This is a genomic window from Marinobacter goseongensis (genome assembly GCF_023156235.1).
GTDB classification, from domain to species: Bacteria; Pseudomonadota; Gammaproteobacteria; order Pseudomonadales; family Oleiphilaceae; genus Marinobacter; species Marinobacter goseongensis.
Genome location: NZ_JAKZAI010000003.1, coordinates 65,161 through 78,689 on the forward strand (window position 1 = coordinate 65,161; position 13,529 = coordinate 78,689).

Genomic DNA, 13,529 nt, shown 5'->3' on the forward strand with positions numbered 1-13,529 from the left:
GGGCGGATCACGCCTCCGACGGTGGCGGCTCTGCCTGCAGTGAGATATCAGCAGGCACGCGATCACGGCCCCAGCTGTCGGAGACCCGGTCGATCACGCGCTGCAGTTCGTCCTCCCCCACATCCGCCGGCTCGCCACGCTCCAGGGGATCGTAGTGGTAGATGTAAAGCCTTGAGGCAAACTGCTCGAACGGCAAAGACGCTTCGCCGAAGCGCTCGCCCTGGCGGGCGGTACTGACCACCACGCCGTCGCCCCAATTCTGACCGCTGTCGTTGTTGGGGTTGAAGAAGTACACCCGCATGACCTCCTCCGGGTCCAATGCCACCCGCAGAATGGTGATGGCGTGCCAGCCGATGAAGCGGGCAGCGCTGTCTGTCACCGCCACGCCCGCCGGTTGCGGATGGATCAACGGCTGGTTGCCGTTGTAGTAGGGGTGATAACTGGCGTAGAAGTGGCGCAGAAAACCTCCCAGGTCCTGAAGGTTACCGGTTTCCACATCCACATTGATGGCAAATCCACGGCCGGCCGACCAGCCATGGAATTCCGGGTTGACCCACTTGTGCGGATCACCCGGGCGGTCCACACACAGCCGCCCCATTTCCGCGTAAATACGATCCAGGTGAGGCACCACCACCAGCGAGACCGGATCCAGATCGAGGGTAACTTCCGAGGCCACACCGCTCACGCTCTTCACCGACGACACCGGCTTGCCCTCGAAGTGCATAATGATTTCGTTGTCTCGCGCCGCCCAGGCCACCATCTGCAGAAGATAGTCGGGGTCGTTGTAGGCCCACATGGACAAAGCCCGGGCCGACTGACAGGTCGGGTTATTGCCCTGCCCGACGCCCAGGGGCTGGCCCAGCATGTTCATCACGCCCTGGATCAGCCACGCACCGGGCTGCGGGGAGTGACCATAGGCCAGATGGATACGTTCGCTTGCCGCTGGGCAAATACTCAGCAGCACCTGCCGCCACAAGGCCGGCGCCACCGGCGGCTGGTACAGAATGCCCCGTTCCAGCATCAGCGCCAGACCATACAGGCCCTGGGCGGTCTCCGGGAAAACCCCCTCAACCACCAGCGCATGCACCAATTCCCTGTAGCACAACAGGCAGTCGCGGCCAGTGCTGGAGAGGCCCAGGGCTTCGGTCAGCAGTCTGTCCTGTTTGTCCAGAATATGGCGCACGAATGACGCGTGATACGGCGACACCAGACCGGTGTCATGCATGGACCGGGCAAAACCGGTGGCTTCGCTCTGCAGCGCGACCTCGTCCATGGACTGCAGCCGCTCTTCATAGACCGCAATGCCGGGATCCTCACGGCAGGCCTGGGTCGGGCCGTACAGGCTGGAGATCAGCCGTTCCGCGCCCTGCCCGGCGCCACCCAGGTCAATGTCCGGGTCGATGCGGCACAAGGCGATCTGAGTGATCATCTGGCGCACACTGGTGACCTGGATCGGTCGCTGCTGGAGAATTCGCCAGATTTCATCAATCAGGCGATCGATGACGTGTTCGTAGCCGATTTCCTGCGCCACATGCTGAATCACGCCCCGGCTGATCAGCGCCAGCTTGCCCTGCTCCCGCTCAGCCTCACCTTGCTCGCCGAACAACAGGCTCAGGTTGATGGCCAACACCTGGGTCAGATAGTGGTGGGCCTGCTCCGATGCCATCGAAGGGTGCAGAAATTCACCGTTGGCCACCGCCAGCAGTCGCAATTCGCTGATCGCCTCAATAACCACTGTGTCGGCGTTTGGGCTCTGCAAAGCGCTGGTGGTCAGAAACGGCAGCAGGATGGTGGGCTCCGCCCAATCTGTGCCGGTGAACACACCCGCCTGCTCCAGTTGTTCCGCCCGCGCCTGGATGGCCGCGAAGCCACCGGGCTGCAGCAGCACCCGGCGGGCAAGGTCAAACAACCGTGGTAGCTTGCCCACCTTGGCAAACGGGCGACTTTCCGCCAGCGCCACTATGGCATCATCCAGCCGCTGTACCAGCTTGTCGAAATTCACAACCGGTACGGCGTTGCCAGCGTCGGTATCGCTCAAACTGTCTTCCTCAGGGTCTGGACCAGACCCGTTTTAGTTATTCCTCACGGAATTATACATAGAAATCCAGTTCTTCCTGGTGCTTGAGGAGATCCCTCATCACATACGGGTCTTCCCCGAAGAAGTAGATCAGCCCCCAGTGGGTACCGAATGCCGTGCGCTTGGTGACGGTTTCTTCCACTGGCGGGGTGAGTTCGTGGGTCTCGAAATACTCGTGGTTTTCGGTTTCCTCGGGCATTTCCAGTTTGCTGACCACCCGGCGACGGGGGTACACACCGAAACAGCCGGCGTAGCCTTTCGCGTCCACCACCTCTTTCGGGAAGAACGCTTTAACTTCCTCGGCCGTGGTCTTCGGATCGAACGACAGAATCAGGCCCTGGTAAGCGTTGAATCCGTACGCTCGTTCCAGCAACTCGAACACCTTGAAGCCCGGTGGGCGGTACGCCACCTCGCCGAAGTACATGGTGCTGTCGCTGGTCACGAAGTATTCCGGGTGAATGAAGCCGAAGTCGATATCGAAGGTCTTGATCAGCTTCTCAATCTCGGCCGTGATCTGCGCACGGTATTTCTCGAGGTCCGGCGTGGCGGGCACGAACACGGAGTAGCCCAGGGTCACGTACTCGGAAATGTTGAGGAAAGCGATCTTGCCGTTGTGAATCCAGGCCTCGACCGCGAATTCCCAACCGTCGAGGTGGGATTCCATCAACACCGGGAATTCCTCATCCGGAATGGTGTCCACCTCATCCGGCGTGCGGATCACCCGGTGGCCCAGACAGCCGGCCTTGTCGAAGGCTTTCAGGTGAATCGGGTCGTTGGGGTCGCCGTCCAGTTTCAGCAGGGTCTGATTGACCCGCTTGAGGAAGCGCACCACATCTTCCTTGTCGTGTGCCTCTTCGAAAATACCCACGCGGATACCACCCAACTGTGCCCGGCGTTTCATCAACGCCTTGTCACGCAACAGCATGGCTTGGCCAAACAGTCGGGGATTGTCGAGCAGCACCGAGTTGATCGCACCGGCCCACTCCACCGTTTCCTCGAACAGCGGGATCGACACATCCACACCCATCTCTTTCAGGGTCTGAGCGATCTCGAAGGACCGGTCGTTAAGGCGCTCGAAATTCCAGGGAACGTAGGGGATGTCGTGTTCTTTGCAGTAGGCTTCCGCCCAGTCGGGTGCAACCACCACGTAGCGGCGGTCGAACTTGTCGGCTGCCTCAATGGCATTGAGGCTCCACCCCAACAGAGCGATATAGCCTTTTTCCGGATTGAACGTTTGCTCACTCACAGAAGAACTCCTTTCAGGGTATGTGTCTCCTAACGTATAGAGTTTGGTGCAAATCGCAAATATTCCCAGCCGGAAAGACCAAAAAAAACACCATAAATACAGACGCCAAGGCCAGTATTCATGGTGGTTCGACGGTTTTTAGATCAATTTTGACTATGAGGTCAATTTGAGCGTACTCAGCGTGCGTTCGCGCACATTCCTGAGCAACTGTTCATCATCAACCAGAGACTGGCCGTAAGACGGCACCATCTCTTTCATCCGCTCCTGCCATTGGGGCGTCTTGATCTTGTCGGCAAAACAGCGCTCGATGACGTCAATCATCGCATGGGCGGCGGTGGAGGCCCCGGGCGAGGCGCCCAGCAGGGCCGCCAGGGTGCCGTCTTTGGCTGCCACAATCTCGGTGCCGAACTCCAGCTTGCCGCCACCACCGGGCACCTGTTTGATGATCTGAACCCGCTGGCCGGCACTCTGCAGGCGCCAGTCATCTTCCTGGGCATCCGGAAAGAAGTTGCGCAGTGACGCCACCCGCTCGGCGTGGCTCTGGAACACCTCTCCGATCAGGTAGCGGGTCAGGTCCATGTTGCTCTTGCTCACCGACAGCATCGGGCGCAGGTTTTTCGGGTTCACCGATCCGAACAGGTCGAACACCGAACCCTGCTTCAGGAAGCGGGTGGTGAAGCCGGCAAACGGCCCGAACAGCAAGGCGGGCTCTCCGTTAATGATACGGGTGTCCAGATGCGGCACCGACATGGGTGGCGCTCCGATGGGCGCCTTGCCATACACCTTGGAGTAATGCTGTTCGACGATCTCCGGCTTCTGACAGACCAGCCACTGCCCGCTGACCGGGAAGCCGCCATAGCCTTTGGCTTCATCAATATCGGATTTCTGCAGCATGGGCAGCGCACCGCCGCCGGCCCCGAGGAACACAAACCCGGCTTCCAGTTTGGTGGTAACGCCGGTTTTCTGATCCTTGACCCGCACTTTCCAGCGGCCATTGTCCCGCTTGGCCAGGTAGTGAACCGGGCTGCTGAGCATCAGCTCGAAATTGGGGGTGCTTTCCAGATAATTCACCATGCTGCGGGTGAGCGAGCCGAAGTCCACATCCGAGCCGTGCTTGATGCGGGTGGCCGCCACCCGCTGCATGGGATCGCGATGTTTGACCACCAGCGGCATCCACTCGGCCAGATCTTGCGGCGATTCGGTGTATTCCATTTCCCGGAACAGGTGATGGGCGCTGAGTTTCTCGAACCGGCGCTTGAGGAATGCTACGTCCTTCTCACCCCACACAAAGCTCTGGTGCGGTGTGCGGTTGATGAATGAGGACGGTTCCGGCAGCTTGCCCTGTTCCACCAGCCAGGACCAGAACTGCAGCGACACCTCGAACGAGGCGTTGATCTGCAGGGCCCGGTCGATGGTGACATCGCCGTTGTCGGATTCGGGGGTGTAGTTGAGTTCGCAATAACCGGCATGACCGGTCCCTGCGTTGTTCCAGCCATCGGTGCTTTCATGGGCAACGTGATCGAGACGTTCCACCATGACGATGTCCAGTGATGGGTCCAGCTGCCTGAGCATCATGCCGAGGGTAGCGCTCATGACGCCCCCGCCGACCAGCACTACATCTGCCTGTCTTACGGCCATTGGTCTTTACCCTGCTTGGTTTTGAGCCTGTCACCTCTCCACGATCAGCAGAGAGGCCTTTGGGAAGCCTGCAGAGCAAATAAGGTTGATGGCCCGGCAGTGGCTTCCTGTCCGAATGTGTGGCGCAATTATCCTTTTTTTTACCCAGGAATAAAATGCGATAATTAACGGGTTGGTTTTGCCGCCCCGCCATGAATCTGTCTGGCCACTGCTCTAACTACGAACACTAGCCGCCAGCGGGTCAAAGGACTAAAATCCGCCCGCAACCACCCTCACCCGCGTTCAGGATTCGCTATGCTCAGTCTCGAGCCCCTACTGATTATTCTGGCCCTGCTGGCCTTGCTGGGCGTGATCTTCGAGGAAGCCATTCACGTCAACAAAGCCAAGATCACGCTGTTTTTCGGCACTCTGTGCTGGATGCTGCTGTTTCTGTTCAGCGACAACCCGGAAGAGATCTCTGCCATTTCGGCCGGGCTGTCCGAGAGCATCGCGGAGATTGCCGGCCTCTGGCTGTTCCTGGTGGCAGCCATGACCTTCGTCGCCTACCTGAACAAGAAAGGGATGATCGAGAATGTGGTGTACCTGATCATGCCGAAGCAGGTTAGTGAGCGGAAGTTACTGTTTCTGACCGGCCTTTTCTGTTTCATCTTCTCGTCTTTGGCAGACAATATCACCGCCACTTTAGTCTCATGCTCCCTGATTCTCTCCCTCGATCTGGAGCTGAAGAAACGCATCCAGTTCATTACCCTGGTGGTGTTTGCGGTGAATTCCGGCGGCGTATCCCTGATCACTGGCGACGTCACCACGCTGATGATCTTCCTGGCAGACAAGGTGGAAACCCTCACCCTGCTGACCCTCGCCATCCCGGCGTCCATCACGGTCTTCATACTCGCGGTATTCCTGTCCCGGGGCCTGACCGGCACCGTCACTCTCAAAACCAGCGTCAGCGTGGTCCGGCCGGTGGACGTGGTGATCGGGGTGTTGTTCCTGCTGACCATCATGGCCACCATTACCGGCAATGCCCTGTTCAGTACGCCACCGGTACTGACTTTTCTGTTCGGCCTCTCGATCATGTTTCTGGTGTCGCGGTTCATGAGCGATGACACCGACCTGGACCCCATTCTGGAGTACATCCGCGTTATCGAGTTCGAGACCCTGCTGTTTTTCCTCGGCATCCTGCTGCTGGTGGGTATGCTCAAAGAAATCCAGGCGCTGCAGTCACTGGTGGCGATTTATGACTTACTTCCCCCGGTGGCCGCCAACTACCTGATGGGGATCTTTTCTGCAGTAATCGACAACGTTCCTTTGACTGCAGCACTGCTGAAGTCCGGTATCGAGATGACCGCCGGGGAATGGATGGGGCTGACCTACGCCGTTGGCGTGGGAGGCTCGCTGCTGGTGATAGGGTCGGCAGCCGGTATCGTCGCCATGAGCAAAATTCCCGGGCTGACCTTCGCTACGTATATGCGTTATCTTGGCCACCTCTTGCTGGCATACACCCTCGGTTACGCCGGGGTAATCCTTTTGGGTCGTTTCATTCATTGAGGTAAGTCTATGTTGATGGCCATTACCGCCATTCTTGCGGGCCTTGTACTGCTGGTATGGAGCGCCGACCGTTTCGTCGAGGGTGCGGCAGCCACTGCCAAACACCTCGGTATGCCATCGTTGCTGATCGGTATGGTCATTATCGGTTTCGGCACCTCGGCGCCGGAGCTGGCTGTGTCAGCCATGGCGGCGGCCGATGGCAACCCGGGGCTGGCGCTTGGCAACGGCTACGGTTCCAACATCACCAACATTGCCTTGATCGTGGGCCTGACCGCCCTGATCGCACCCATCGCGGTGCACTCCCAGGTGATCCGCAAGGAATTGCCCTTGCTGCTGGTGTTAACCGCCATCGCCGGCTACCAGCTGATCGACGGCGAGCTGACGCGACTGGACGGCTGGATTCTGCTGGCGGTGTTCGCCGCCGTGATGGGCTGGTCAATCTATCAGGGTATTCGCGGCAAGGGTGACAGCCTGGTGGGCGACACCGACGCGGAATTGGTGGCGCACCCGATGCCACTGAAGCTTGCGCTGATCTGGTTGGTGGTGGGCCTGGTGCTGCTGATCGTCAGTTCACGAATGCTGGTCTGGGGCGCGGTGACCATTGCGCAGAGCCTCGGGGTCAGCGATCTGATCATCGGGCTGACCATTGTCGCCATCGGCACATCACTGCCGGAGCTGGCGTCAGCGCTGGCCGCCGTCAAGAAGAACGAACACGACCTGATCCTCGGCAACATTGTCGGGTCGGGTATTTTCAATACTCTGGCAGTGGTGGGGCTGGCGGCTGCGATCGAACCGCTGGCGGTTGACCCGGAAGTGCTGTATCGGGACTGGACCCTGATGGCCGCACTGACCCTGGGTCTGCTGCTGATGGCGCTGGGGCTTACCGGCAAGCGCAAGCTGATCAGCCGACACAACGGTGCCCTGCTGGTTCTGGTGTACGTGGGCTACACCGGTTATCTGGCCTCCACCATCGTGGGCTGAAGCGCCCCGGGGAAGTCTGCCCGCTCAGCCGGCTTCCCCATCCCCCAGCAGCGCCTCGAGCCGTTGGCGTACATCGGCCATCAGTGGCGCCAGATCCTCCCGGGTTTTTCCGGCTGTATCGATGGGGGCACCCACCCGCACATCCACCAGCTGACCCAGATTGATCTGCCAGGTTCGCGCCGGCAGTACCCGATGAATACCCCGCACCGCCACCGGCACGATCACCGCCTGGGTATCCAGTGCCAGGTGGAAGCACCCTTTCTTGAAGGGCAGCAGCTTGCCATCCGGTGATCGCGTGCCCTCGGGCGCTGCCCACAGCACGATGCCGCTCTCCATCATGGCGCGGGCTTTTTCCAGGTCCTTCATGGCTCGCTGGCGGTTGGCCCGGTCGATGGAGGGAAACTCCGCCGCTCTCATGGCCTGCCCCAGTAACGGAATGCTGAACAACTCCTTCTTGGCCAGCATCCTCACCGAACCGGGCATGGACACGAAGGTCACCGGAATATCGTAGTGGCTGGCGTGGGTACACATGATGATGTAACGCCGGCCGTCACCGAAATCCGGCACTGCCCCACGCACGGTCAGACTGACCCGCACCAGCCGCAGCAGCGACGCGGACCATTCCCGGCAGTATTTGTCCACGATACGCCGGTTCAACCGCCCGAACAGGGCCCGCAACAGCACCAGCAGGGAAAACAACGCGGTCAGGCCGACCGAACCGAGCACCACGCCTGCTCGCCGCAGCAGCGTGGCCGATTCAGTCAACGGATTCATTTTCAGCCGGATCATGGGGATTCCTTCTCAATCGTACTTGATCATTTTTTAACCGGATCCTATAAGTAATAAGGATATAACCCGGATCCTGAGCCGGGTCTCACCTGTCCACGGAACCGACAACAAGGAGACGGACCATGAGCAGCACAGTTCACATCGGGTGCGGCCCGAACGACCCGGGCCTGGACAATCCCGGGCGACGACGCATTCTTGTCGGCAGTGCCGGCGCCATGGCAGCCGTCAGTCTACTGGGCTTTACGCCACTGGCGAAGGCCGAGGAAGCAAAAACACTGCCGGAGTTTGCCGCCTGGAAAGATCGCAGCGCCCTGATCGTGCACAGCGCAAACACCATGGAAACCCAGCGGGGAGCCATCGGCAGCGGGGTCATCACCCCCAGCGATCGCCTGTTCGTGCGCAATAACCTGCCGGCCCCGGCCGACGACGTCGCGACCAACCCTGACGCCTGGGAAGTGCGCATCGAGGGCGTGAAAAAGCCGACAACCCTGACGGTGGGCGACCTCAAGCGTATGGGGGTGACCACCGTGGCCTCAGTTCTGCAGTGCTCCGGCAATGGCCGGGCGTTCTTCCCCCACGGCGCCAGCGGAACCCAATGGAGTGTCGGTGCGGCCGGTTGCGTGCTGTGGACCGGCGTAGCGCTGAAAGATGTGGTTGAAGCGCTGGGCGGAGCAGCCGACGGTGCCCGCTACATCACCAGTACCGGGGGTGAAACCCTACCAGACGGTCTCGACCCGAAAACGGTGATGGTCGAGCGCTCGGTACCAACCAAGGCCATGGAGACCGCCCTGCTGGCCTGGGAGATGAATGACGAAGCCCTGCCTGTCACTCATGGTGGCCCACTGCGCATGGTGGTACCGGGCTATTACGGCGTGAACAACGTCAAGTACGTAAAAACGGTGGCGTTCACCGAGAACCAGACCGACGCCAAGATCCAGGCCTCCGGCTACCGGATTCGCGATGTGGGGGTTAAAGGCGCGCCGGATCAACCCTCGATGTGGGACATGAACGTCAAGTCCTGGGTTACCGCGCCCCTTGAGAGCGGCCGCAAGGGACGCAACATGATCTACGGCGTCGCTTTTGGCGGCACCGTTGCGCTGAGCAAAGTCGAAGTTTCGGTGGATGGCGGCAAAAACTGGAAGGAGGCCCGCTTCCTGGGACCAGATCTGGGGCCCTATGCCTGGCGACCGTTCGTGATGGCCACGGACCTAACCGCCGGAGAACACCGCATCGTCAGCCGCGCCACGGACGCCGGGGGCAACACCCAGCCAGAGGAGCGTACGGAGAACGAGCGCGGTTATGGCCACAACGGCTGGAAAGACCATGGCGTGACCGTCGCGGTCGGCTGAACCGGAAGGCGGCTGCCAACACGGCGGCCGCCTTCCCTGATCTGCATCAGGATGTGAACATGAGAAACTGCGTGGTATCCGCGTTATGCCTGCTGCTGACGTCTGCTGTCGCGATGGCCGACGACGGGCTGCTGGCCCGCGGCAAACAGATCTTCATCGAGCAGGCGCAGCCGTCCTGCTCCATCTGCCATACCCTCAGCGACGCCAGCGCGACCGGGGCTATCGGCCCGGATCTGGACGAACTTAAGCCGTCCCGGCAACAGGTTCAGGACGCCGTCCGGTCCGGGGTCGGCGTGATGCCCGCTTTCGAGGAGACTCTCTCAGCCGAGGACATCAACGCTGTTGCCCTGTATGTGGCAACCGTGACCGGTGGCGCCACCGACTGACCGGCGGTGGTGCAAGGAGGGCTCAGCGGGTTTCCCGGAACACCATAGCAATGGAGTTGAGGCAATACCGTTGCCCGCTCGGTGGTGGGCCATCCGGAAACACATGGCCGAGGTGGCTGTCACATCGGGGACAGCGGATTTCGGTGCGGCTCATGCCCAGACTGCTGTCTTCGAGATAGCGAATGTGGTCAGGGTCAAACGGCTGGAAGAAACTGGGCCAGCCTGTCCCGGAGTCGAACTTCGAGTCAGAGCTGAACAGCGGCAAGTCACAGAGACGGCAGTGATAGACCCCCGTTTTCTTGTTGTCGAGCAGGGTGCCGCAAAACGGGGGCTCGGTGCCGTGATCCAGCAATACCCGGCGCTCGTCTTCGGACAAGTCCGCGGCCATCTCGTCCACCTGGGTCGGTGACAGGGGGGTCAGGTCGTATCCTGATGCAGAAACAGTCATGGCGAACTCCTCAGGCTGTGTCGTCATTGCGATATTCGGGTTTCAGGTAATCCTCGTAGGTGGTCACCAGCTTTTCCATTTTGGGCGCCGCCACCGCCATGATGTAGGGCTGATAGGGATTCTGCGCCGCGAAATTCTGATGATACGCCTCCGCCGGATAAAACCGCTCTAGCGGCTCCAGCGTGGTCACGATCGGCTGGGAAGAGGCCCCGGCGGCGTTGAGCTGCTGGATATAGGCTTCTGCCACACGCTGCTGTTCCGGCGTCTCGAAAAACACCGCGGAGCGGTACTGGGTGCCGCGGTCGTTGCCCTGCCGGTTCAATTGGGTCGGGTCGTGGGCTACTGAGAAAAACACTTTCAGCAGCTGGCCCAGGCTCAGTTTTGCTGGCTCATAGTGCACATCGACCACCTCCGCGTGGCCGGTCTGGCCACTGCACACCGCGTCGTAATTGGCGGTTTCCGGGCTGCCACCGGCGTAGCCGGATTCCACGTGGGTCACCCCGTCCATGGCGAGAAAAACTGCTTCCACACACCAGAAGCAGCCACCACCCAGAACAATGTGAGCAGACGCGGACGGGTCTTTCGGATCGTGTTCCGGGTCGGGAAACCGGCTTTTCGGTACCTCAAGGCCGGGAACATTGCATGATGTCGTCATAATCGGCTCTGCCTGTCTGTTAACGATGAATCGTATCGCTGTGCTCAGTATCAGTGTGGCCAGCGGCGGCGGATTTTACCAATGCCGGCGGGTGCGCGTCACAACAGCATCTGCCCCGCCAATGCGCTCGCCGGTGCCAACAACCACACCGGCACCCGCCACACGGTCAGGCACAACCAAAACAACAGCACCAGCGCCACGCTGCCTGAAGACTGTACGGCGGAGGTCCACACAGGATCATACAATGCCGCCAACAGTAGCCCAACCACGCCGGCGTTGACGCCAGTCAGCGCCGCCCGCACGGTGCCATGGGTGCGTACCCAAGACCACAGGGGCAGGCCGGCAAACACCAGCAGAGTTCCCGGCAGAAACACCGCGCCAACCGCCACCGCAGCGCCAGCCCAGCCGCCCTCGGTCGCACCGAGAAACGCCGAAAAGGAGAACAGCGGGCCCGGCATGGCCTGGGCAACACCGTAGCCGGCCAGAAAGGCATCCGCCGGCATCGGGCCAGAAGCCACAAAACCTTCCTGCAACCAGGACAGCACCACATGACCGCCACCAAACACCAGGGCACCGGCACGGTAGAGCTCCGCGCCGATCCACGCCAGCGATCCCGAGGTCTGTGGCAGAAACGACAGCACCAGTAGCACCGCGAACCCGGCCGCAAACAGCATCGGTTTGCGGGATTGCACGGGCACGTTCAATGCCTCAACCGCGGCCGCGCCCGACAGCTTCAGCACCGCACCGACCGCGCCCGCGGCAACCAGCGCCAGAACCTGCATCCACACGGCCCCGGCGGTGAGTAGCACCACCGCCACCACCACGGCAATAGAAAGTCGCGGGCCATCCGGGCACAGGCTCCGGCCCATTTGCCAAATGGCCTGGGCAACCACCGCAACCACAAACAGTTTCAGGCCGCTGATCCAACCCCCGGCCGCCACCTCGGGCCAGACATTCAGACCCAGGGCAAACAGCGTCATGATCAGCGCCGATGGCAGGGTGAACCCCAGCCAGGCGGCCGCAGCACCCCGGTAATGGCCTCGCAAGTAGCCCAGGGTCAGGCCAGTCTGGCTCGACGCCGGTCCCGGCAACAGCTGGCACAGGGCGACCACCTCGCCGTAGGCGGCATCGGAAAGCCAGCGCCGGCGCTGGACGAACTCGCCGTGAAAGAAGCCCAGGTGGGCCGCCGGGCCGCCGAAGGATGTCAGGCCCAGCCGGAGGAACAGCAGGAAAATCTGCCAGGGTGACTCATTTTTTTCGGATGGAAGAGGTCTGCTCATAAGTCACTGAGTATTTTGGTTGATTCGGTTAGCCACAGGATTCTCCCTGACCCTTAACATGAACATCGTGACAATCCGGTTGCATCACTGCCGCAGGCAACCATACTGAAGGCAAGGGTTTGCCAACACGTGCAATGCAGGATCAGACATGACCGCCAGGGCACATACACCAGAAAGTCAGGACGAGTTACTGGAGTACCGCCTGAGCCTGAGGCTCGGCCCTGTTCACGCCCGCCAGCGGCTGGGTATCGAGCGGGAAGCCGAGGCTAAAGTATTCGGCAAGGACCACGACTGGTTCCACCTTGAGAACCTGGCATCGGCCCCCGGGTTCATCCGGTTTTGCCTGCAAGCGGTGGGCCTGTTCCGGCGCGGACAGAATAACAGCCGCCAACTGACCACCGCCAGCAACCACTTTCAGTTGCCCAATCTGCCCGCAGCGTTTGAGGGTTTCCGCATCCTGCACCTGACCGATCTGCACGTGGACATGGACGAGGCCAACCTGCAGGCGGTCATCGACCGGATTGCACCGCTGGATTACGACCTGTGTGTACTGACCGGAGATTACCGCTGCCTGACCCGCGGCCCGATAGACGCGGCGCTCGATGGCATGGCGAGACTGCGGGAGGCCATTCACGGAGACGCCTACGCGGTGCTCGGCAACCACGACAGCATCCGCATGGTGCCGGCGCTGGAAGATATGGGGTATCGCCTGCTGATGAACGAGCACGTGGTCGTCACCCGGGGCGAGGATACGGTGTACCTCGCCGGCGTGGACGACGCCCATTTCTACAAGGTGCACAACCTGCATCGCGCCGGTGACGATATTCCCGCCGGTGCCGTGAGCCTGCTGCTCAGCCATACCCCGGAGATTTTCCGCGAGGCGGCCCACGCCGGCTATGACCTGTTCCTGTGCGGCCACACCCACGGCGGCCAGATCTGCCTGCCCGGCGGGATTCCGGTCACGCTGGATTCGGACTGCCCGCGTTTTCTCGGCCGCGGCTACTGGCGCCAGAACGGCATGCAGGGTTATACCTCCCCGGGATCCGGAACGTCGGTGATCAATGTGCGTCTCAACTGCCCGCCGGAGGTCACGCTGCACACCCTGACCCGCGGCGCGGTCTAGCACACGGGCCAC

The 13,529-nt window shown here is 61.0% G+C and carries 12 protein-coding genes; 5 read left to right on the top strand and 7 right to left on the bottom strand.

The features are described from left to right. Window positions 1–7 precede the first annotated feature (7 nt). The 3 genes from MLC70_RS02195 to mqo all read right to left on the bottom strand — a co-directional run bounded on the left by MLC70_RS02195 (window position 8) and on the right by mqo (window position 4,961). Window positions 8–2,038: a hypothetical protein gene (locus MLC70_RS02195; protein WP_248181381.1), complete on the bottom strand. Its 2,031-nt coding sequence runs from the start codon at window positions 2,036–2,038 to the stop codon at window positions 8–10. Between the two features lie 52 nt (window positions 2,039–2,090). Further along, entirely contained in the window at window positions 2,091–3,323 is a 1,233-nt protein-coding gene (locus tag MLC70_RS02200; RefSeq protein WP_248181383.1) for an ATP-grasp domain-containing protein, read from the bottom strand. Between the two features lie 153 nt (window positions 3,324–3,476). Then, window positions 3,477–4,961, bottom strand: coding sequence for a malate dehydrogenase (quinone) (gene mqo / locus MLC70_RS02205; RefSeq protein ID WP_248181385.1), 1,485 nt, complete (start codon window positions 4,959–4,961; stop codon window positions 3,477–3,479). Between the two features lie 294 nt (window positions 4,962–5,255). On the opposite strand from mqo, the gene nhaD reads away from it, so the two are divergent. Both nhaD and MLC70_RS02215 read left to right on the top strand, forming a co-directional pair. Further along, window positions 5,256–6,506, top strand: coding sequence for a sodium:proton antiporter NhaD (gene nhaD, locus MLC70_RS02210; RefSeq protein WP_248181387.1), 1,251 nt, complete (start codon window positions 5,256–5,258; stop codon window positions 6,504–6,506). Between the two features lie 9 nt (window positions 6,507–6,515). Beyond that, window positions 6,516–7,487 (top strand): calcium/sodium antiporter, encoded by a 972-nt coding sequence (locus MLC70_RS02215; RefSeq protein ID WP_248181389.1) that lies wholly within the window; start codon window positions 6,516–6,518, stop codon window positions 7,485–7,487. Between the two features lie 24 nt (window positions 7,488–7,511). Here the strand turns inward: MLC70_RS02215 and MLC70_RS02220 are convergent, their stop codons facing one another. Further along, window positions 7,512–8,276: a lysophospholipid acyltransferase family protein gene (locus MLC70_RS02220; protein WP_248181390.1), complete on the bottom strand. Its 765-nt coding sequence runs from the start codon at window positions 8,274–8,276 to the stop codon at window positions 7,512–7,514. A 122-nt stretch (window positions 8,277–8,398) separates the two neighbouring features. Here MLC70_RS02220 and sorT point away from each other — a divergent pair, with 122 nt between their 5' ends. Then, window positions 8,399–9,625: a SorT family sulfite dehydrogenase catalytic subunit gene (gene sorT, locus MLC70_RS02225; protein ID WP_248181392.1), complete on the top strand. Its 1,227-nt coding sequence runs from the start codon at window positions 8,399–8,401 to the stop codon at window positions 9,623–9,625. A 59-nt stretch (window positions 9,626–9,684) separates the two neighbouring features. Beyond that, window positions 9,685–10,011, top strand: coding sequence for a SorU family sulfite dehydrogenase c-type cytochrome subunit (sorU, locus tag MLC70_RS02230; RefSeq protein ID WP_248181393.1), 327 nt, complete (start codon window positions 9,685–9,687; stop codon window positions 10,009–10,011). 22 nt (window positions 10,012–10,033) lie between these two features. On the opposite strand, the gene msrB is transcribed toward sorU, so the two are convergent. From msrB to chrA, 3 genes are all read right to left on the bottom strand, one after another. Further along, a complete protein-coding gene (msrB, locus tag MLC70_RS02235; RefSeq protein WP_248181395.1) occupies window positions 10,034–10,459 on the bottom strand; it encodes a peptide-methionine (R)-S-oxide reductase MsrB in 426 nt (141 codons plus the stop codon). A gap of 10 nt (window positions 10,460–10,469) precedes the next feature. Then, window positions 10,470–11,114 carry a peptide-methionine (S)-S-oxide reductase MsrA gene (gene msrA, locus MLC70_RS02240; protein WP_248181397.1) on the bottom strand — a complete coding sequence of 215 codons (645 nt, stop codon included), beginning with the start codon at window positions 11,112–11,114 and terminating at the stop codon, window positions 10,470–10,472. A gap of 98 nt (window positions 11,115–11,212) precedes the next feature. Beyond that, entirely contained in the window at window positions 11,213–12,394 is a 1,182-nt protein-coding gene (gene chrA / locus MLC70_RS02245; protein ID WP_248181398.1) for a chromate efflux transporter, read from the bottom strand. Between the two features lie 148 nt (window positions 12,395–12,542). Between chrA and MLC70_RS02250 the strand changes: the two genes are divergently transcribed. Then, entirely contained in the window at window positions 12,543–13,517 is a 975-nt protein-coding gene (locus MLC70_RS02250; protein WP_248181400.1) for a metallophosphoesterase, read from the top strand. Window positions 13,518–13,529 lie beyond the last annotated feature (12 nt).

What these genes read in the sequence shown, in the direction of transcription:
- mqo (WP_248181385.1), bottom strand. Translation starts at nt 4,961, where the DNA reads ATGGCCGTAAGACAGGCAGATGTAGTGCTGGTCGGCGGGGGCGTCATG.
- sorU (WP_248181393.1), top strand. Translation starts at nt 9,685, where the DNA reads ATGAGAAACTGCGTGGTATCCGCGTTATGCCTGCTGCTGACGTCTGCT.
- MLC70_RS02250 (WP_248181400.1), top strand. Translation starts at nt 12,543, where the DNA reads ATGACCGCCAGGGCACATACACCAGAAAGTCAGGACGAGTTACTGGAG.
- MLC70_RS02220 (WP_248181390.1), bottom strand. Translation starts at nt 8,276, where the DNA reads ATGATCCGGCTGAAAATGAATCCGTTGACTGAATCGGCCACGCTGCTG.
- sorT (WP_248181392.1), top strand. Translation starts at nt 8,399, where the DNA reads ATGAGCAGCACAGTTCACATCGGGTGCGGCCCGAACGACCCGGGCCTG.
- msrB (WP_248181395.1), bottom strand. Translation starts at nt 10,459, where the DNA reads ATGACTGTTTCTGCATCAGGATACGACCTGACCCCCCTGTCACCGACC.
- msrA (WP_248181397.1), bottom strand. Translation starts at nt 11,114, where the DNA reads ATGACGACATCATGCAATGTTCCCGGCCTTGAGGTACCGAAAAGCCGG.
- chrA (WP_248181398.1), bottom strand. Translation starts at nt 12,394, where the DNA reads ATGAGCAGACCTCTTCCATCCGAAAAAAATGAGTCACCCTGGCAGATT.
- nhaD (WP_248181387.1), top strand. Translation starts at nt 5,256, where the DNA reads ATGCTCAGTCTCGAGCCCCTACTGATTATTCTGGCCCTGCTGGCCTTG.
- MLC70_RS02215 (WP_248181389.1), top strand. Translation starts at nt 6,516, where the DNA reads ATGTTGATGGCCATTACCGCCATTCTTGCGGGCCTTGTACTGCTGGTA.